The organism is Microbacterium sp. E-13 (assembly GCF_049912955.1).
GTDB lineage: Bacteria > Actinomycetota > Actinomycetes > Actinomycetales > Microbacteriaceae > Microbacterium.
In genome coordinates this window covers 1,558,593-1,576,141 of record NZ_CP183973.1, presented here as the reverse complement: position 1 = coordinate 1,576,141, position 17,549 = coordinate 1,558,593, and the positions used below count along the sequence as shown (strand labels likewise).

Below are 17,549 nucleotides of genomic sequence, written 5' to 3'. Positions count from 1 at the left end.
CTCGGTGCCGACGCTGATCACCCGTCGCCGTCTTTGCCTTGCTGCTCCTCTTTGAGCCTCTTCTCCTCCTCCTCGGCCTGCTTCTTCTGCTCGCGCTCGAGCTTCTTCTGCTCCCGCTCGGCCTGCTTGCGCTCTTCCTCTGTCAGCCCCGAGTCGTCGCCGCCTCCCCCGGTTCCGTTGTTCACCTCGGCGGGCGCGGGCTCAGAGGGCTGCGGAGTGGCAGGCGTCGTCGCGGCAGGAACCGGCACGGGCTGCGGCTGGTTGAGTGCCGTGATGCCGAGGACCGCCGCGACCACGACCGCGACGGCCGCGAGCGCGCCGCCGAGCAGAGCCACGAGGCGCCGGCGGCGAGGTTTGCGCCCCGCCCCGGGCGCGGCAGAGACGAGCGCTGCCGAGCTTGGCAGGCCGGCCGCGGCCGCAACTCCCCCGGCCGGAGCGATCAAGGTCGGCGCCGTGAGCGGGACGGTTGCGGCAGTCGCCGCGGCGAACGTGCCCGCAGCCGGAGCGCGCTGCGCGAGCGTGGCGGTCGCTGCCGCGACCTCGACGGCCGTAGGTCGCTGCACGGGGTCGGGGTGCAGCATCCGCTCCAGCAGATCAGCCCACGGCTGATCGAGGGATGCGGGAAGCTCGGGCTGGCTCTCCAGGCGGGCGAGCGCCGCCTCCATGCCCCCACCCTGCGGATAAGCGCGCTCACCGGTGAGCGCCTCGAGGAAGACGAGGCCCAGCGAATAGATGTCGGCCGCAGGCGTCGGAGCCTCGCCGCGGAGTTGCTCGGGAGCGAGGTAGGCGGCCGTTCCGATGACGAGCCCCGGCGTCGTGATGCGGGACGTGTCGAGCAGGTAGGCGATACCGAAGTCGGCGAGCTTGGCCCGCGGACGACGGCCTGGGATCTGCGGCGGGCTCAACAGCACGTTGGACGGCTTGATGTCGCGATGCACGATGCCTGCGGTGTGGACCACGTGCAGCGCCTCGGCCAGCTCGGACCCGAGGTGCCCGACGATGTCGGGAGGCAGCGGCCCGCCCGAAGCCAGCCGTGAGCCGAGGGTGGGCCCGTCGACGAACTCCATCGCGAGGTACTCGGGCTGGCCCGGCTCGAGGCGGGCGTCGAAGAGCGTCACCAGCGACGGATGGTTCAGCGAAGCAAGCACCGTCATCTCACTGCGGGCGCGCTCGGACGACGCGCCGTCGATGCCGGGCCGCATGAGCTTGATCGCCACCGTGCGTCCGAGCAGCGCATCTTCTGCGCGGTAGACGCGGGCCATGCCGCCTTCCCCGACCAGGTCGCCCAGCCGGTAACGCCCGTCGAGCAGCGGTGCCGTGCCGTCGGCGTTCGCTTCTGTCATCGGTTCGTCCTCCAGGCCGCGCAGACGCGCGACAACGCCTACGACGTTAGCCGGTGCGCGAGTGTCGCCGCGGGGGCCTTGACGGCCGGCGCGGGGATTGCGCCGGGATCGGGAGGATCGCGGTGTGCCCGAAAGACATGCTCGAAACTCCACGGATTCGGCGCTCTCCCCCGCGCAGGTCGGCGTGTGAGGCGAGCATGGCCGCGTTGTTGTGGAGTTCTGTCGCCGAACCCGCGGAGGCTGACGGCGGCGCGGCAGGGCTTGCGCCGGGTGCAGGCGTCTCGCCGAGCGCGATCAGATGGCGCGCACCCGGTTGTTGCGGGCGTTGTGCTCGAGCTCGACCATGCCCAGCTCCTCGAGAAGAGGAGGCAGGTACATTCCGAAACGCCCTCGATAGCCCTTGCGGGTGCCGTACCAACCGCCGACGGGATTGGACTCCGAGCGGCCCCACGCTTCAACCGTGCCCTCTGCCGCCGGCTTCTGCTCGTCGGCGGCGCCGAGCGACACCCAATCCCCCTGCTCGCGCAGCCAGTCGCGAAGATCGTCGATGGCGCGCGCCTGGTAAGTCAGACGGGTGCTGCCGACCTGGCACACGAGCTGATCGCCGTCGCGGTACATCGTGTACTCCGAAGTACCCGGTGCGGTCCGCAGCACCCAGGGGTCAGCATCCGTCCCCAGTCCGGTCATGACCCCTCCTCCGTTATGCGGTACTTCCGGAGTTCAGTGTGGCCGCCGGCCGGCCCGGTGACAAGACACTCACGTCAACGGCGCAAACTGCCAGCGTAAACACCTTCCCGCGCCTTCGCGCAAGCCCCCTTGGCGCCACTCGGCAGCGTGCGTACGTTTGCGGGCGGACGCCTCCTCCGACCGGACCGCTCTCCCAACGAGCGCCTCCGGGAGTGAGGAGGCGCCCACATCTCTGCCGATGCGGGGCGCGACCGGTTCTGCCGGCCGTACCGCGCATCGCGAGCCGCGTCAACCCCTCCCAGTGGATGCTCGGGCGCGGGAAAGATGGCGATGAGAGCCGGAAAAGGTGCGGGCGCAGACCCACGCCGGGAAGGAGCCTCACATGAGTATCGGAGCTGGAATCGTCCTCTTCGCGATCGGAGCGATCCTGGTCTGGGCGGTGAACGTCGACCTCGGGTGGCTGAACCTCGACATGGTCGGCTACATCCTGATGGTCGCCGGAGCCGTCGTGTTCATCATGGGACTCATCCTGATGTTCCGCCGCCGCCGCACCGACACGATCACCCGCACCGACATCGACGGAACGCACCGCGTCACGCGGGCACCCGACGACACCGCGGGACTCTAATACCGCCGCAGGAACTGCTCGGGCCCCGGTCGCGCACCGGGGCCCGAGTCCGCATAATCACGGTGCTGGGCAGCGCTGGGGGACGCTGCTCTCAGCTGGTGCTGGGGACACCGATGACGAGCGTATTGAGCCGGGTACCTCGGATCGGCCGCCGAGTCTCCGCGCGAAAGCGAGAACCGCTTTGCGAACTCGAAGCGTCGGGGCGCCCCGCTCGGATCGTGGTCGGGGCGCAGCATCCGTCATGGTCCTCTTCCGGTCCGCGGGGCAATACGGTGGGTAGTGAACGACGCGCCACCCGACACCCAAGCGAGGCCGCCACATGAGTGACAAGCCCACCGTGCTGTTCGTCTGCGTGCACAACGCCGGGCGGTCGCAGATGGCCGCCGGCTACCTGCAGGCTCTCGCGGGCGACCGCATCGAGGTGCTCTCGGCGGGCTCAGAACCTGCCGACGCAATCAACCCCGTCGCCGTCGAGGCGATGGCCGAAGAGGGCATCGACATCGCCGCCGCCGTTCCGAAGGTGCTGACCGTCGACGCTGTGCGCGAGTCGGACGTCGTCATCACCATGGGCTGCGGCGACGCCTGCCCCATCTTCCCCGGCAAACGCTACGAGGACTGGCAGCTCGACGACCCCGCAGGGCAGTCATTGGATGCTGTTCGCCCGATCCGCGACGACATCCGCGCGCGCGTCCAGACGCTGATCGGCGAGCTCACCGGCGCGGCCTGACCGTCGGGCGTGGTGGCGGCTGCATCGGCGCTGGCGGCGCTGGCGGGGCTGGTCGCGCTGGCGGCGCGGGCGGGGCTGGTCGCGCGGGCGGCGCGGGCGGGGCTGGCGGGGCTGGCGGCGCGGGCGGGGCTGGCGGCGCGGGCGGGGCTGGCGGGGCTGGCGGCGCGGGCGGCGCGGGCGGGGCGGGTGGCGCGGGCGGCGCGGGCGGGGCTGGCGGCGCGGGCGGGGCTGAGACCAGCCGCCGCGGCCTCGTCGGAATCAGGAGATCTGGCGGAGGCAGGATGATCCGACCGAGATTGCCCTGGCCTCGCCAGATCTCCTGATTCCGTATCCCGCCGCGCCTACGATCAAGGCATGACCCAAGCGCATCTCGTACTCGTGGCCAATGCAGGTGACGGCAGCATCAGCACCTTCCGGTTGACGGACGGGTCGCTCGAACGACTCGCGGTCACAGAAGGCCTGAACGGATGCTCCACCTTCGCGATCGATGCCGCGCGCGACCTCGTCTACGCCGGGGTCAAGGGCGCACCCGCGGCGATCGTGACACTCCGCCTGGATCGGGAGACCGGCCGGCTGGCCGAGGAATCCCGGTTCGAGCTGCCCGAAGGCGGGATGAACTACCTCGCGCTGACGCGCGACGGGTCGGGCCTGCTCGGCGCGTCGTACGGGGGCGGCTACGGGATCAGCGCGCCGATCGACGACGGAGTCGTCGGCGCGCCGGTGTCGCGCATCGCGTTCCCCAACCTGCACTCGGTGCTGCCCAGCGCCGACGGTCGGTTCGCGTACTTCGTCTCGCTCGGCGCGGATCTCGTCGCGCAGTACTCGCTGGCGGCCGACCTGGAGCTGCTGCCGTTGGCGCCGGCCACCGTCGCAGCGCCAGAGGGCAGCGGCCCTCGGCACCTCGTGCTCAACAACGCACAGGACGCCGTCTACGTGCTGACGGAGTTCTCGGCCGAGGTGCTGCACTACGCCCGCGACACCTCGTCGGGGGCGCTGGAGCTGGTGGACGCGGCATCCGCTTTCGATCCGTCGAAGGGACTGGCGCACAGCAGATTCGGCGCCGACCCGAAGGCCGAGCACCTGATCTGGGGCGCCGATCTGCACTTCGGGGCAGGCGAACGGTGGCTGTGGGCGTCGGAGCGCACGGAGAGCACGCTCGGGGCCGTGGCGGTGGCGCCGGACGGGTCGGTCTCCGCGGCCTCGAGCTTCACGGTGACGGAGGAGCAGCCGCGCGGTTTCGCCCTGAGTCCGGACGGCGCGTACCTCGTCGCGGCGGGCGAGCGGTCGCGGGAGGTCGCACTGTACGCGGTGGACGAAGACCGGCTCGAACTGCGGCAGCGCGCCGAGACCGGCGCAGGCGCGAACTGGGTGCGGTTCGTCTGAGGGGCGGATTGCCGGTCGCGGCTGGGCGCTGCGGTTCGCGGGTTGCTGGAGAGTTATCCACAGCTTTCTCGTATTTTTGTTCGTATCTTTGTCGATCGTGAGATCGTGGAGATGTGACATTCATTTCGGAACTTCGCGAGCTCACCGAGTCGCTCGCGCGCTTTCCCGATCTGGATGTCGACGCCGAAGACCTGCCGTCGGCGATCGAGGCTCTTCCCGATGAGGCGGTCGCGCAGATCATCGGTGGCACCGCCGACATGCGGCGGTGCCTCGACCTCGCTGCAGTCATCGCAGCGGGCGTCGCTGCGCGGCGGTCGACCCGCGATCGAGGCCACGGCGGCATGGCGGCCGTACGAGGTCACCGCACGCCCGTCGCGCTGATTCAAGCGATCACCGGGGGAACGGCATCCGATGCAAGGCGTGCTGTCCAGGTCGGCGAGTCGCTGCTCGATCGCGGTGAGAGCGAACCCCCGGCCAGTGGCGGAGAAGCGGATGCCGGCGGCACGAGCGCGGCGCCGGGCGCAGATGATCCCGGTGGCGGTGACGGATCTGGTGCGCCGCGTGCCAGGGTCGATGCGAACGAAGGTGGAGCGGTTGCGGGCCAGGGGGCTCGGACGCCGTGGCACGAACCACTACGCCGGGCCCGGCTGCGGAACTCGCTCACCAGCGAGCAGTTCGACGCCATTCGTCGCGGCCTCGGCGAGCCGCCGACCGCTGCCGACCCCGTCGAATCCGCGGCAGCTCAAGAAGTGTGGTCGATTGCGGCGGAGCAACTGCTGGCGGATGCCGCGGTCATGCCGGTCGAAGAGCTGCGCCGCCGCGCGCGAACGACGCGGGACCAGCTCGACCCGGCCGGCGCCGAGGCGCGGTTTGCTGCCCACTTCACGGGACGCAAGTATCGGATGTATCTCGATTCCGATGACCGGTGGGTCGGGCTCATTCACTTCGATGACGAAATGGCGCTCACTGTTCGCTCCATGATAGATGCCGGACTCCGCCCGCGACGCGGCGGTCCGCGCTTCATGACCGACGAAGAACGAGCGGCGGCCGCAGACCTCCAGAACGACCAGAGGACGAACGAGCAGCTCGCTTACGACCTCTTCATGGACATCCTCCGCGCGGGCGCGGTCGCGAACGCTGCCGACGTGTTCGGTGCACGTCAGCCGGGGGTCCGGATGGTCGTCGTCAAGAACGCCGTCGGGCCGCTCGATCAGTTCGGTCGCATGCTGCCGACCGGGCACGCGGAAGATGGCGGCGACCCGCTCCCCGGCTCGGTCGTCGATCGCCACGTGTGCATGAACGGCTCGCTCGACGTCACGCTCGATGCGAAAGGCAACCCGCTCGACGTCGGACGTGAGCAGCGAGCGTTCACGACGCTCCAGCGCAAGGCTCTGGCTGTCCGCGATGGTGGCTGTGCCCTTCCCGGATGCTCGGTGCCCGCCTCCTACTGCGAAGCGCATCATTGCGACCACTGGTTCGAGGATCACGGGCGAACCGACATCGATCGCGGCATCCTGCTCTGCAGATTCCACCACCTTCTGCTCCACAACAACGGCTACAAGATCACGCGCGACCGCCACGGCCCGTTCGTGCTGCACAGGCCACCCGACCACGGCGGATCCGTCGTCCTGCAATCAAAGGCTCCGTGGTCGTGGGCGTGGAACCCTCCCCCGTTCCCGAACCGACCGGGATGGCGGCACGCGCCGGCTCCCGGCACCCCGGCGAGGCTAGCTGAGCTCGCGGCGACGGGCTCGTAGCGACGGCCGCCGCGCTGCCCGCGGCTGGTGCCGGTCGCGTAGCTGCCAGGCGGGTGGCGCCCGTCGCGTAGCCACGGTCGCCGCGCCGCCCGCCCGGCTGGTGCCGGTCGCGTAGCTGCCAGGCGGGTGGCGCCCGTCGCGTAGCCACCGTCGCCGCGCCGCCCGCGCGGGTGGCGCCCGTCGCGCAGCTGCCGGGCGGGTGGCGCCCGTCGCGTAGCTGCCGGGCGGGTGGCGCCCGTCGCGTAGCCACGGTCGCCGCGCCGCCCGCCCGGCTGGTGTCGGTCGCGTAGCGCCGGGCGGGTGGCGCCCGTCGCGTAGCGCCGGGCGGGTGGCGCCCGTCGCGTAGCCACGGTCGCCGCGCCGCCCGCACGGCTGGTGCCGGTCACGTAGCTACCGGGCGGGTGGCGCCCGTCGCGTAGCGCCGGGCGGGTGGCGCCGGTCGCGTAGCCACGGTCGCCGCGCCGCCCGCGCGGCTGGTGCCGGTCACGTAGCTACCGGGCGGGTGGTGCCCGTCGCGTAGCCACGGTCGCCGCGCCGCCCGCGCGGCTGGTGCCGTTCGCCGTGCCGCAGGTATGGGCGACGGCGGCACCGGCGATGGGTGGCGCGGGCGCCACAGGCATGGGTGACAGTGCGACCGGTTGCGGGGGCGGCGCCAGCGGTTGCGGGGGGGGGGGGCGACCGGTTGCGGGGGCGGCGCCATGGGCCGGCCCCGGGTCAAGCGAGGATCGCGAGTGCCTGCCCCGTCGCGACGATGGCGAGCCAGATCACCAGCAGCGTCGACGAGACGAGCGCGATGACAGGCGTCAGACGCTTCGTCGGACGCTGCACCGCCACCACGATCCCGCCGACCGCGAGGAAGAACGCCGCAGCGGCGAGTCCCAGACTGACGAGACTCACCACGCCAGCGACCGCCTGGTCGAAGCCGGCGAGCCACCCCACCACCGCCACTCCCCCACCAACCGCGAGCACGATGAACACGAGCGCCCATCTCGCCGGAGTGTTCTTCGCCTTCGGCTCAGGAAGGGGCGGTGCCATCTCGCCGACGTACGAACTCGAGATCGGCTGATACACGATCGGCGTCGGAGGGCGATCGACGATGGGCGCCGAATGCCCTCGGGCGATCTGATCGGGCAACGGCGCCCTCGCCGCTTCGGTCGCGGCGATATCCGCCGCCGACGGCGTCGCCACCCACGGCGGCGGTGAGAGAGGTGGCGACCACTCAGCCACCGCCCCGGAGCCGGAGTCCATGACCGGCGGAGACGGCGGAGCCGACGACGCGGAGGGGGAGCCGGAGGCCGGAGTCGACGACGCCGACTCGGAGCGCGACGGCGAAACGACACCGGCACCCACCGAAGGCGCGGGGGCAAACTCACCTTGCGGAGTGACGGGGGCGGGCGCGGGCGCAGGCGCAGGCGCAGAGTCACCACGCCTCACAGCGCCAGCGACCGGCGCGGACCCACCCTGAGAGGGCTGGGCGAGCGGCGCGGGTTCAGAGTCGGACAGGACGACCGGCGCGGGCGCAAACTTGGCAGCCCCGGACACCGGCTCCGCTGCCGGAGTGACCGGCGGAAGCGCAGGCTCGGCAACCGGAGCAAGGCCCATGTATGCAGACTCGGCGGCCGCAACAACGGGCCCGGACGCGGACTCGGCAGCCGGAACAACGGGCCCGGACGCGGACTCGGCAGCCGGAACAACGGGCCCGGACGCAGACTCGGCAGCCGGAACAACGGGCCCGGACGCAGACTCGGCAGCCGGAACAACGGGCCCGGACGCAGACTCGGCAGCCGCAACGACCGTCCCGGGCACAGACCGCGCCGACCCCACGACCGGCGCGGGTGCAGGGCCGGTAGCTGGCGGAACGACCGCCGCAGGCACCGACCCCGCCGACCCCACGACCGACACGGGTGCAGGGCCGGCAGGCGGAACGACCGGCGCGGGCACAGACCGCGCCGACCCCACGACCAGCGCGGGTGCAGGGCCGGTAGCTGGCGGAACGACCGCCCCGGACACAGACCCCGCCGACCCCACGACCGGCGCGGGTGCAGGGCCGGCAGGCGGAACGACCGCCGCAGGCACAGAGTCGGCAGCCCCGGACGCAGACTCCGCGGCCGGAACGACCGGCGTGAGCGCAGACTTGTCAGCCCGTATTGCCGGCGCAGACGCAAGCTCTACAGCCGGAACGACCGGCGTGGGTGACAGCGCTTCCGGGCTGGGCGCCGACTCGGTAGATGTGTCTGCTTCTCCGGATTCTTCACCTCCGCCTGCCGCCTCGGACGATGCCAGCAGCGCGGAACCGAGTCCAGGATCGGAGCCGCCACCCCGAGCCGCCACCGCGGAGCCGGGCATCGCACCGAATAGGGCAGCGAGAGCAGACGTCTGCGTGCTCGCAGGCTCGACCGGCGGCACCTCGGATACCGGCGGCGGCCACACGGCAACCGCCGGAGCGACCCGCGAAGCCGCGCCACTCGAAGATTCCAGATTCGCCCCACCCCCGACGCCCAGCGCAGAACCCGATCGGCCACCATGCGCGGACGCGCTCGGCGCGGGATCCGAACGGACATTCATCGGCGACGGCGACTGCGACGGTGAAGACGATCCCGAAGGAGACAGCAGCGGAGACGGCGGAGACGTCGGCGAAGATGCCGGCGACTGCGAGAACACGGGAGCGGGCACCACCGAAGGCGACGCCACCGACGACGGCGAGCCCTTGGTTTCGACCTCAGGTGTGGCGGCCGCGAGACGCTCGGACGCCACCGCCTCATCGGAAGGAGGTCCCGGATCGCGAGACGCACGAAGCTGGGCACGACTGCTCGGAACCTGCGACGAACCGGCCACCGAACCGCGCCGCGACCGCACCGGCGGCGAAGCTTCCGAGCTCTTCGGCGCGGGCTCTGCCGCGCGCGCCTGCGGATCCGGCGCCGAGGGAACCGGCGCTTCGACGATCGGAATCGCCGTCGTCTCCACCACGGCCGAATCGACGGGCGCACCGCTGACGGCCGCTGCCGCGGCGGTTGCGGCATCCGTCGCGAAGCCCACGTGGTGCGTCCACGCGTGGCCGTCCCACCACCTCATACGACCCGACTGCGACGCATCCGCGTACCAGCCCGGCGGAGGTCCCCCCAGAGACCCGTCAGACATCATGCTCCCCAGCAGAATGATTCTCGCTCGAGCGCAAACATACCGGAGGGTGCGAACCGCACACACCGCAACACCCACAGCTGGCCGCCGCATTACGGCAGGAGCCGCATCTGTTGCCCCCGTGCCAGACCTCGGCGGCAGAACTCCACAGATCCGACACCGAAGCGGCCGAGAAAGCGACTCCTCAAGCCAGAACCGGCCGAACCTGTGGAGTTCGGTCCGCCCGATACGCGACAACCGGGGCCGTCCGCCCTCAACGCCGGCGCCTGAACTCGGCGGCAGAACTCCACAGATCCGACACCGATGCGGCCGAGAAGGCGGCCCCACAGGCCAGAACCGGCCGAACCTGTGGACTTCGGTCCTCCGACACAGGCGAGAGGGCCCGTCCGCCGCACCCCTGGTCCTGACGCCGCCAGCTGGCCGGCAGAACTCCACAGATCCGACGCCGACGCGGCCGAGAGAGCGGCCCCACAGGCCAGAACCGGCCGAACCTGTGGAGTTCGGTCCGCCCGATACGCGGCAAACGGGGCCGTCCGCCCTCAACGCCGCCGCCGGAACTCGGCGGCAGAACTCCACAGATCCGACACCGATGCGGCCGAGAAAGCGGCCCCACAGGCCAGAACCGGCCGAACCTGTGGAGTTCGGTCCGCCCGATAAGCGGCAACCGGGCCCGTCCGCCCTCAGCGCCGGCGCCGGAACTCGGCGGCAGAACTCCACAGATCCGACACCGAAGCGGCCGAGAAAGCGACTCCTCAAGCCAGAACCGGCCGAACCTGTGGACTTCGGTCCTCCGACACAGGCGAGAGGGCCCGTCCGCCGCACCCCTGGTCCTGAAGCCGCCGGCAGGGCGGCCGCATCGAGTACGGCGTCAGCCGTCGAGCACCTCGAGCCGCACCGTCACCGGACCGCCGTCGACGAGCTGCTCAGCATCCCGCACCGACTTCTTCAGCGGCAGAACATACGAACCGCTGCCCGACGACGGGAAGATCGACGTCGACCACTCGCTCCCGCCGACCCGGGCACGCACCCGAACCGAACCGAAACCGCGATACGGCCGCGGAATCTCGCGGATGTCATCACTCAACTCGCGGGGCACCGCCGTGAAGAACCACGCCGAATCCTCCCGCGCCGCCCAGCGGAACACATCGCCGTCGAACTCGATGATCACGAACCGACGCTACCGCCGCCCCAGGACACCCTCACAGATGCTCCCCGGGAGCGCCACCATGCCGATCGACCAGCCGCTGCAGGCACGTGGCCCAGCCCTCGACGTGATTGTCGCGCTCCTCCGTGCTCGCAAAACCCGAATGCCGGACGATCACGCGGGTCGCAGCATCCGCCGCCGGCTCCAGCGCGACCTCCACATCGGTCGTGTGCTCCTCCCCCGCCCACCGCCACCCGAGCCGCAGCGCATGGGGCGCCTCGAACTGCAGAACGGTGCCCTCGACCGAGAGATCGGCCGGAATCGACCGCACCTCCCACCGCCCCAGCTCGCGCACCTCGACGACCGCCGTCGTCTCGAACCGCGGCGGCCAGAACCACTCCGCCAGACGACCCGCGACCGTGAATTCCCGCCAGACGACGTCGACGGATGCCGCAACCAGCGCCTCTTCGGTGAGCTCATGCATGCACACACGGTACGCCGCAGCACACCTCTAGGATCGAGCGCATGCCCACGCCGCGCCCTCGCACTCCCCTTCACACCGCGGAACGGCCGGGCCGGGACCTGTCGAGACCGCTGCCCGCCGCCCTCAGCTGGACGGTGCTGCTCGTCTTCGCCGGCGCGTTCGCGGTCGCGTACCTGCTGTTCGGGCTGGCGTGGTGGGTGCCCGCCCTCTACGGAGCGGCGAGCGTCGTCGCCTTCGCGGCATACGGGATCGACAAGGCCGCCGCGCGCCGCCAGAAGGCACGGGTCTCGGAGCAGACACTGCTGCTGCTCGGCCTCGTCGGCGGATGGCCGGGCGCCCTCGTCGCGCAACAGGTGTACCGGCACAAGACACGCAAGCGCTCGTTCCGGCGAGCCTTCTGGGGCACGGTCGGGGTCAACATCCTGGCCCTCGCGGCGTACGTCTACGTCGTCGCGCCGCCACTCACCGTCTGAGGGTCAGGCACCGTACTCCGGCGTCCAGTCGTCGCCGTCGGTGAGCCAGTCGGCGTCGGTGAGCCAGTCGGCCGAGGCCGAAGCGGAGGCGGAGCGGGAGGCGGAGGCGGAGGTTGAGCGGGAGTTGGACGTCGAGGCGGCGGCATCCGTCATCGACCCATCGGCGCGACGCCACGCGGCGCCCTCCGGCCAGCTCGCGGCGAAGGTCGACACGACCCGGAACAACCGGCGCGAGAGGCCCGACACGGTCTGCACCGGGCGTGCGGAGACCGGCATCCGCAACTCCGGGTCGTAGCGCACCCCATCCGAGGGCCGAAGGCGGATCGCCAGATCGAGATCATCGTGGACGCGCGGGTTGCTGCGATCGACCAGCCCCCGCACCCGGTCCCACACTCGCGCGCGCATGGCGAAGTTCGATCCGTACACCAGCGGCACGCCCAGCCATCTCTTGATCCAGTAGTGCCCACCGCCGATGTACCAGCGCTCACCGAGGTGGTTCTGCAGCGGGGTGCCGCCGTAGAACTCGGCACCCCCGGTGAGCACACCGAGCGTCGGATCGGAAACGAAGGCGCGCACCACCCGGGCCAACCAGTCCGGGCGGGGACGCGAGTCGGCGTCGAGCCGACCGATGAGATCGGCAGATCCCAGGGCCTCGTCGTAGCCGCGCGCCGCCGCCGGCCAGATGCCGATCGACGGCTCATGCACCACGACGGCGCCGTACGAGCGGGCGACGGCGGCCGAGGCATCCGTGCTGGCGTTGTCGACCACGATCACGACATCGGCCGGGTGCGTCTGCGCGGCCAGCGCGGCCAGGCACGCATCGAGGAATGCGGCGTCGTTGCGGCACGGAATCACCACCGCTGTGCGAGGCGCGAGGGGCACAGGCCCCACCATACTCCCGCCGTGTCGGCTGGCCGCGTTAGCCTGCCGGTCATGAGCGAACTGCGCTTCGTTGCGGCCAACGAAGCCTCGTGGGACGACCTGCAGGCGATCCTCACCGGCGCCGCCGGTCGCTGTCAGTGCCAGCGCCAACGGCTCGGCGACCACGACTGGTGGTACATGCCCGAAGCGGAGCGGGGCGCGATCCTGCGCGCCGAAACGCACTGCGGCGACCCGCGCGCGACCGAGACGATCGGCATCGTCGCGTATCAGGACGACGAGCCGGTCGCCTGGTGCGCGGTCGACCGACGCGGCGTGTATGGACGGGTGCGCGGCTCGCCCGTGCCGTGGCAGGGGCGAGCCGAGGATCCCGACGACGAGTCGGTGTGGGCGATCGCCTGCATGGTCGTGCGCAAAGGCCACCGCGGAGAAGGACTCACCTACCCGCTCGTCGCGGCAGCGGCCGAACACGCGCGCGCACGCGGCGCCGCAGCGGTCGAGGGGTACCCGATGCTGACCAACGGCGGCAAGGTGATCTGGGACGAACTGAGCGTCGGCGCCGTCGGCCCGTTCCTCGCGGCCGGGTTTCGCGAGGTGACGCATCCGACGAAGCGGCGACTCGTGGTGCGACTCGACTTCGAGCCCTGATCGCGACGAGCCCCGACCCCCGCCAGCCCCCACCACCACCAGCCCCCACCCCCACCACCCCCAGCAGGCCCCACCACCACCAGGCCCCACCACGTCTGCGCGGGGCAGACCCGAGGAGATCTGCGGAAGAGAGGAGTGATCGCCCCGAACGGCCCGCGTGTCCGCAGATCTCCGCCGTCCGGGCGGCGCATCGGGGTGTTAGTAGCCGCTGCCGCCCTCCAGCAGGTCGGCGGTCGCCCGCAGAATCGCCACGATCGCCGCGGTGCGGAACTCGTCGGGCGAGCCGTGGCCGTTGACGCCCACGCGGGATCCGGATACCGCAAACCGCTGTCCGACACACCCATTGAAAGCGCTCCCACAGCGTCGCTGCAGTCACGTCTGTACGCGGCATCCCGCCGTCTGCGCCCCGATCACACTGAGCGACGTGTATTTCCGCGTCGGCGGCCCCCACATCGGCAAGGCCGCGACGGCGCTCGAGGTGAACGCCGACGACGTGCTCATCGACCACACCTGGGTGTGGCGCGCCGACCACGGCGTCGAGGGCTTCGTCAACGGCGTGAACGGCGACACCGACCGGTGGTTCACCGACACCGGCACCAACGGCGTCATCGTGAACGGTGATCGCGTCACGTCGACCGGCCTGTTCGTCGAGCACTTCCAGGAGTACAACACGCTGTGGAACGGCGAAGACGGCAAGGTCATCCTGTACCAGAACGAACTGCCGTACGACCCGCCCACGCAGGACGAGTGGAACGGCCCCGACCATCCGCTCGGCTTCCCGGGCTACAAAGTCGCCGACGACGTGCAGACGCACTCCCTCGCCGGCGCGGGCGTGTACGTGTTCAACCAGAACAACCCGTCGATCCACACCGCGAACGGCTTCGAGGTGCCGGTCAGCTCGGGCGTGCGGCTGCATCACATCATGACGGTCAATCTGTCGGCGGGCACGATCGACAACGTCGTCAACGGCGCGGGCGACCCGTCCGACACGACCAGGATCGGTGTTCCCGTATACGTCGTCGACTACCCGACGCACTGATCTACAGCAGGAGACGGATGCCTCGTCCCGACGTCTCGCGCCGGGACGAGGCAACCGTGCTTGCCCCTGTTGCAGCGGGCCGCAGCGTTCTAGCATGCGAGCAGAGCCCGCTCGGAGACGTCGCGGGCAGGGCGCATGAGACGCACCCGACGGCACCTTCGGTTTGGGGGCGACGGATGCCGCGACCCGGCGATGGGGCCGGGTCGAGGCATCCGTCAATCAAGCTGTCGCCCGCTCACCACAGGTGGTGAATCGACTCGCTCAGGTCGCGGTCGTAGACGTCGCGGATCACCCGGTCGAAGGCGGCGAGGTCGAACCCGTCGGCGGCTCCGGCGTCGAGAAGCCCGCCGGCCGCGGCGTTCGCCTGCGCCTGGCGCACATTCCGCGCACCCGGGATGACACTCGTGACGCCCGGCTGGGCGGCGATCCACGCGAGCGTCGCAGCGGGCAGCGACGTGCCCTCGGGCAGCGCCTCGGCCAGCTCGCGAGCAGCGGCGAGACCGGTCTCGTAGTCGACGCCCGAGAACGTCTCGCCCCGGTCGAACGCCTCGCCGTGGCGGTTGTACGAGCGGTGGTCGTCGGCGGCGAAGGTCGTCTGCGCCGAGTAGGTGCCCGACAGCAGGCCAGACGCGAGCGGCACGCGCGCGAAGACCGCGACGCCCGCCGCCTCGGCGGCCGGAAGCACCTCGTCGAGCGGCTTGAGGCGGAACGGGTTGAAGATGATCTGCACGTTCGTCACGTTCGGGCGCGCGATGGCGGCGAGCGCCTGGGCGGTCGTCTCGACCGAGACCCCGTACGCCGCGATCGCGCCTTCGCTGACGAGGGCGTCGAGGGCGTCGTAGGTGGCGTCGTCTTCGATCACCGCGGTCGGCGGGCAGTGCAGCTGCACGAGGTCGAGCGTGGCGACACCGAGGTTGCCCCGGGAACGGTCGGTCCAGGCGCGGAAGTTCTCGGGCGTGTAGTTCTCGGGCTCCTGCGGCAGACGGCGGCCCATCTTCGTCGCGACGGTGATGCCGTGGCCCGGGCGATTCGCGAGGAAGCGGCCGATGAGCGACTCGCTGCGTCCGTCGCCGTAGACGTCGGCGGTGTCGAAGAGGGTGACGCCTTCGTCGGCGGATGCCGCGAGCACCGCGGTCGCGTCCTCCTCCGACACGGCGCCCCAGTCGGCGCCGAGCTGCCAGGTGCCGAGTCCGATGGCCGAGACGGAGCGTCCGGTGCGGCCGAGTGCGCGCTGCTGCATGAGGATCCTTCGAAGAGGCGTCGGGGGTCGGTTACCAGCATCCCATCATGGTTCCTCATGGGGGCCGTCCGTGCGCCGTTCGCGAACCTCAGATGAGGCGTCGGGAGCGACGGTGGCCGTCGCCGGATGCCGCCACCCGCGCTCACGGTGCTCCGGCGTTATCCCGCGGTGTGAGCCGGCGCAAGGGCGGGGAGCGGGCCGGGGCCGGCATCTAGGGTGGGCGACGGACCAAGGGAGGTGGCCGATGAGCTCGGAAGAGGCCCCGCCGCTCCGGCGCGCCGTTTCGTACACCGCGCGCCTCGCCCAGCAACCGCGCCTGCTGCTCGCTCTCAAGACCTCGCTCGCGGCGGTGCTGGCGTGGTACCTGGCGCCCCTCATCCCGTTCCTCGACGACCAGTACTCGTACTACGCGCCGCTGGGTGCGCTCGTGACGATGTACCCGACGGTCGCCCGCTCGGCGCGTGTCGGATTCGAGGTGCTGATCGGGCTGGCCCTCGGCATCGGGCTCGGCCTCTGCGGCGTCGCCGCGCTGCACCTCGGCGTACCCGGGGGCGCGGTGCTGGGCGCGGTGATCGGCGTCGGCGTGCTGCTGGGAGGAGTGCGGCTGCTCGGAGTGGGCGGCGACTGGGCCCCGCTCGCCGGACTCTTCGTGCTGCTCATCGGCGGCGCGAGCGATCCGGAGGAGTTCTCGATCGCCTACCTCGGAACGACGGCGTTCGGCGTGATCGTCGGCATCGCGGTCAACCTCATCGTCGTGCCCCCGCTGTATCTGAGGCAGGCGAGCGAGCGGCTGACGGCCCTCCGTGACACCGTCACCGGACTGCTCGACGACGCGGCGCGCGCTGTCGCCGCCGGTGAGATCGAGACCGAGCGGTTCGAGCGCGGCCTCCAGACGCTCACCGAGACCCGGGCGGCAGTGGCTGCTGACGTCGACGAAGCGGAAGAGAGCGCCCTTGCCAACCCGCGTCGAGCCCGCCATCAGGGTCAGCGCGAGGAGAACAACCGGCGCATGGCCGCGCTGGACCGTTCGGCGTTCCTCACGCGCGACCTCATCGACCTGCTGCTCGAACTGCGGGCCGACGGCGACGCCTCGCTCACGGGGCCGGTGCGCGACGAACTGTCGCAGGCGATCCGCAAGACCGCCGATCTCGTCGCGACCCCGCTCGGTGACGCGGAGGCCCCCCGGCGGCTGCGCGAGGCGGGCGAGGCATTGTCGGCCTATCAGCGCGCTCTGGGGACGCCGGTGCCCGGATCGCGCGCCGAGGCGGCCGCGGGCGCAGCCGTCGAGCTGTGCCTGCGGCGCATCATCGACGTGTCGCGCGACTTCGTCTGAGCTGCGACGATCCCGGTGCTTCCGGTGCTCGCTGCTCGACCGGCGGGACTGCGGCTGTGAAGGTGGCCGCTCTCGTCGGCTCGGCGGGCGCGTTGCGACCACACCTGCCACCTTCACGGATCCGCCCGCCCGCAGCCGAGGTGGCCGCTCCGGTCGGCTCGGCGGGCGCGTTGCGACCACACCTGCCACCTTCACGGACCGGCCCGCAGCCGAGGTGGCCGCTCCGGTCGGCTCCGCGGGCGCGTTGCGACCACACCTGCCACCTTCACGGACCGGCCCGCAGCCGAGGTGGCCGCTCCGGTCGGCTCCGCGGGCGCGTTGCGACCACACCTGCCACCTTCACGGACCGGCCCGCAGCCGAGGTGGCCGCTCCGGTCGGCTCCGCGGGCACGTTGCGACCACACCTGCCACCTTCACGGACCGGCCCGCAGCCGAGGTGGCCGCTCCGGTCGGCTCCGCGCGCGCGGTGCGACCACACCTGCCACCTTCACGGACCGGCCCGCAGCCGAGGTGGCAGCTCCGGTCGGCTCCGCGGGTGCATTGCGACCACACGGGCCACCTTCGCGGACCGGCCCGCAGCCGAGGTGGCCGCTCCGGTCGGCTCGGCGGGTGCATTGCGACCACACGGGCCACCTTCACGGATCCG

General features: G+C 71.4%; 16 protein-coding genes and 1 pseudogene. 9 read left to right on the top strand and 8 right to left on the bottom strand.

The genetic code is table 11. The features are described 5' to 3' along the window. Window positions 1-17 precede the first annotated feature (17 nt). Window positions 18-1,343, bottom strand: a complete 1,326-nt coding sequence (locus tag ACN9MP_RS07075; protein ID WP_426324991.1) for a serine/threonine-protein kinase — start codon at window positions 1,341-1,343, stop codon at window positions 18-20. 294 nt (window positions 1,344-1,637) lie between these two features. Continuing rightward, on the bottom strand, window positions 1,638-2,030 hold the full coding sequence (locus ACN9MP_RS07070) for a DUF6855 family protein (protein WP_426324989.1): 393 nt from the start codon (window positions 2,028-2,030) through the stop codon (window positions 1,638-1,640). A 382-nt stretch (window positions 2,031-2,412) separates the two neighbouring features. Here ACN9MP_RS07070 and ACN9MP_RS07065 point away from each other — a divergent pair, with 382 nt between their 5' ends. The 5 genes from ACN9MP_RS07065 to ACN9MP_RS07045 all read left to right on the top strand — a co-directional run bounded on the left by ACN9MP_RS07065 (window position 2,413) and on the right by ACN9MP_RS07045 (window position 6,525). Next, window positions 2,413-2,658 (top strand): DUF6458 family protein, encoded by a 246-nt coding sequence (locus ACN9MP_RS07065; RefSeq protein ID WP_426324987.1) that lies wholly within the window; start codon window positions 2,413-2,415, stop codon window positions 2,656-2,658. 319 nt (window positions 2,659-2,977) lie between these two features. Continuing rightward, a complete protein-coding gene (locus ACN9MP_RS07060) occupies window positions 2,978-3,385 on the top strand; it encodes an arsenate reductase ArsC (RefSeq protein ID WP_426324985.1) in 408 nt (135 codons plus the stop codon). Window positions 3,386-3,397: 12 nt separating this feature from the next. After that, window positions 3,398-3,670: a hypothetical protein gene (locus ACN9MP_RS07055; protein WP_426324983.1), complete on the top strand. Its 273-nt coding sequence runs from the start codon at window positions 3,398-3,400 to the stop codon at window positions 3,668-3,670. A gap of 69 nt (window positions 3,671-3,739) precedes the next feature. Then, entirely contained in the window at window positions 3,740-4,768 is a 1,029-nt protein-coding gene (locus ACN9MP_RS07050; RefSeq protein ID WP_426324981.1) for a lactonase family protein, read from the top strand. 113 nt (window positions 4,769-4,881) lie between these two features. Next, window positions 4,882-6,525 (top strand): HNH endonuclease signature motif containing protein, encoded by a 1,644-nt coding sequence (locus ACN9MP_RS07045; RefSeq protein WP_426324979.1) that lies wholly within the window; start codon window positions 4,882-4,884, stop codon window positions 6,523-6,525. A gap of 714 nt (window positions 6,526-7,239) precedes the next feature. Here the strand turns inward: ACN9MP_RS07045 and ACN9MP_RS07040 are convergent. The 4 genes and pseudogenes from ACN9MP_RS07040 to ACN9MP_RS07025 form a co-directional block, all read right to left on the bottom strand. Then, window positions 7,240-7,773, bottom strand: coding sequence for a hypothetical protein (locus ACN9MP_RS07040; protein WP_426326215.1), 534 nt, complete (start codon window positions 7,771-7,773; stop codon window positions 7,240-7,242). Window positions 7,774-9,567: 1,794 nt separating this feature from the next. Then, window positions 9,568-9,663, bottom strand: a pseudogene (locus ACN9MP_RS07035) (DUF2510 domain-containing protein); the annotation flags it as partial. Window positions 9,664-10,531: 868 nt separating this feature from the next. Further along, complete coding sequence (locus ACN9MP_RS07030; RefSeq protein ID WP_426324977.1) at window positions 10,532-10,831, bottom strand: DUF1905 domain-containing protein; 300 nt, start codon at window positions 10,829-10,831, stop codon at window positions 10,532-10,534. A 31-nt stretch (window positions 10,832-10,862) separates the two neighbouring features. Further along, a complete protein-coding gene (locus ACN9MP_RS07025; RefSeq protein ID WP_426324975.1) occupies window positions 10,863-11,291 on the bottom strand; it encodes an SRPBCC family protein in 429 nt (142 codons plus the stop codon). Between the two features lie 41 nt (window positions 11,292-11,332). Between ACN9MP_RS07025 and ACN9MP_RS07020 the strand changes: the two genes are divergently transcribed. Next, window positions 11,333-11,764 carry a DUF1294 domain-containing protein gene (locus ACN9MP_RS07020; RefSeq protein ID WP_426324973.1) on the top strand — a complete coding sequence of 144 codons (432 nt, stop codon included), beginning with the start codon at window positions 11,333-11,335 and terminating at the stop codon, window positions 11,762-11,764. A 3-nt stretch (window positions 11,765-11,767) separates the two neighbouring features. Here ACN9MP_RS07020 and ACN9MP_RS07015 read toward each other — a convergent pair whose 3' ends face one another. After that, the gene (locus ACN9MP_RS07015) at window positions 11,768-12,646 is read right to left on the bottom strand and encodes a glycosyltransferase (RefSeq protein ID WP_426324971.1); all 879 of its coding nucleotides are present in this window, start codon (window positions 12,644-12,646) and stop codon (window positions 11,768-11,770) included. A gap of 51 nt (window positions 12,647-12,697) precedes the next feature. On the opposite strand from ACN9MP_RS07015, the gene ACN9MP_RS07010 reads away from it, so the two are divergent. Continuing rightward, window positions 12,698-13,291, top strand: coding sequence for a GNAT family N-acetyltransferase (locus tag ACN9MP_RS07010; protein WP_426324969.1), 594 nt, complete (start codon window positions 12,698-12,700; stop codon window positions 13,289-13,291). Between the two features lie 424 nt (window positions 13,292-13,715). Continuing rightward, the gene (locus ACN9MP_RS07005) at window positions 13,716-14,330 is read left to right on the top strand and encodes a hypothetical protein (protein ID WP_426324967.1); all 615 of its coding nucleotides are present in this window, start codon (window positions 13,716-13,718) and stop codon (window positions 14,328-14,330) included. A 235-nt stretch (window positions 14,331-14,565) separates the two neighbouring features. On the opposite strand, the gene ACN9MP_RS07000 is transcribed toward ACN9MP_RS07005, so the two are convergent. Continuing rightward, complete coding sequence (locus tag ACN9MP_RS07000; RefSeq protein ID WP_426324965.1) at window positions 14,566-15,570, bottom strand: aldo/keto reductase; 1,005 nt, start codon at window positions 15,568-15,570, stop codon at window positions 14,566-14,568. A gap of 244 nt (window positions 15,571-15,814) precedes the next feature. On the opposite strand from ACN9MP_RS07000, the gene ACN9MP_RS06995 reads away from it, so the two are divergent. Beyond that, window positions 15,815-16,903 carry an FUSC family protein gene (locus tag ACN9MP_RS06995; RefSeq protein WP_426324963.1) on the top strand — a complete coding sequence of 363 codons (1,089 nt, stop codon included), beginning with the start codon at window positions 15,815-15,817 and terminating at the stop codon, window positions 16,901-16,903. Window positions 16,904-17,549 lie beyond the last annotated feature (646 nt).

Bases quoted from the DNA above. Each gene is read 5' to 3' on its own strand.
- ACN9MP_RS07075 (WP_426324991.1), bottom strand. From the start codon at position 1,343: ATGACAGAAGCGAACGCCGACGGCACGGCACCGCTGCTCGACGGGCGT.
- ACN9MP_RS07070 (WP_426324989.1), bottom strand. From the start codon at position 2,030: ATGACCGGACTGGGGACGGATGCTGACCCCTGGGTGCTGCGGACCGCA.
- ACN9MP_RS07065 (WP_426324987.1), top strand. From the start codon at position 2,413: ATGAGTATCGGAGCTGGAATCGTCCTCTTCGCGATCGGAGCGATCCTG.
- ACN9MP_RS07060 (WP_426324985.1), top strand. From the start codon at position 2,978: ATGAGTGACAAGCCCACCGTGCTGTTCGTCTGCGTGCACAACGCCGGG.
- ACN9MP_RS07050 (WP_426324981.1), top strand. From the start codon at position 3,740: ATGACCCAAGCGCATCTCGTACTCGTGGCCAATGCAGGTGACGGCAGC.
- ACN9MP_RS07040 (WP_426326215.1), bottom strand. From the start codon at position 7,773: ATGGACTCCGGCTCCGGGGCGGTGGCTGAGTGGTCGCCACCTCTCTCA.
- ACN9MP_RS07025 (WP_426324975.1), bottom strand. From the start codon at position 11,291: ATGCATGAGCTCACCGAAGAGGCGCTGGTTGCGGCATCCGTCGACGTC.
- ACN9MP_RS07020 (WP_426324973.1), top strand. From the start codon at position 11,333: ATGCCCACGCCGCGCCCTCGCACTCCCCTTCACACCGCGGAACGGCCG.
- ACN9MP_RS07010 (WP_426324969.1), top strand. From the start codon at position 12,698: ATGAGCGAACTGCGCTTCGTTGCGGCCAACGAAGCCTCGTGGGACGAC.
- ACN9MP_RS07000 (WP_426324965.1), bottom strand. From the start codon at position 15,570: ATGCAGCAGCGCGCACTCGGCCGCACCGGACGCTCCGTCTCGGCCATC.
- ACN9MP_RS06995 (WP_426324963.1), top strand. From the start codon at position 15,815: ATGAGCTCGGAAGAGGCCCCGCCGCTCCGGCGCGCCGTTTCGTACACC.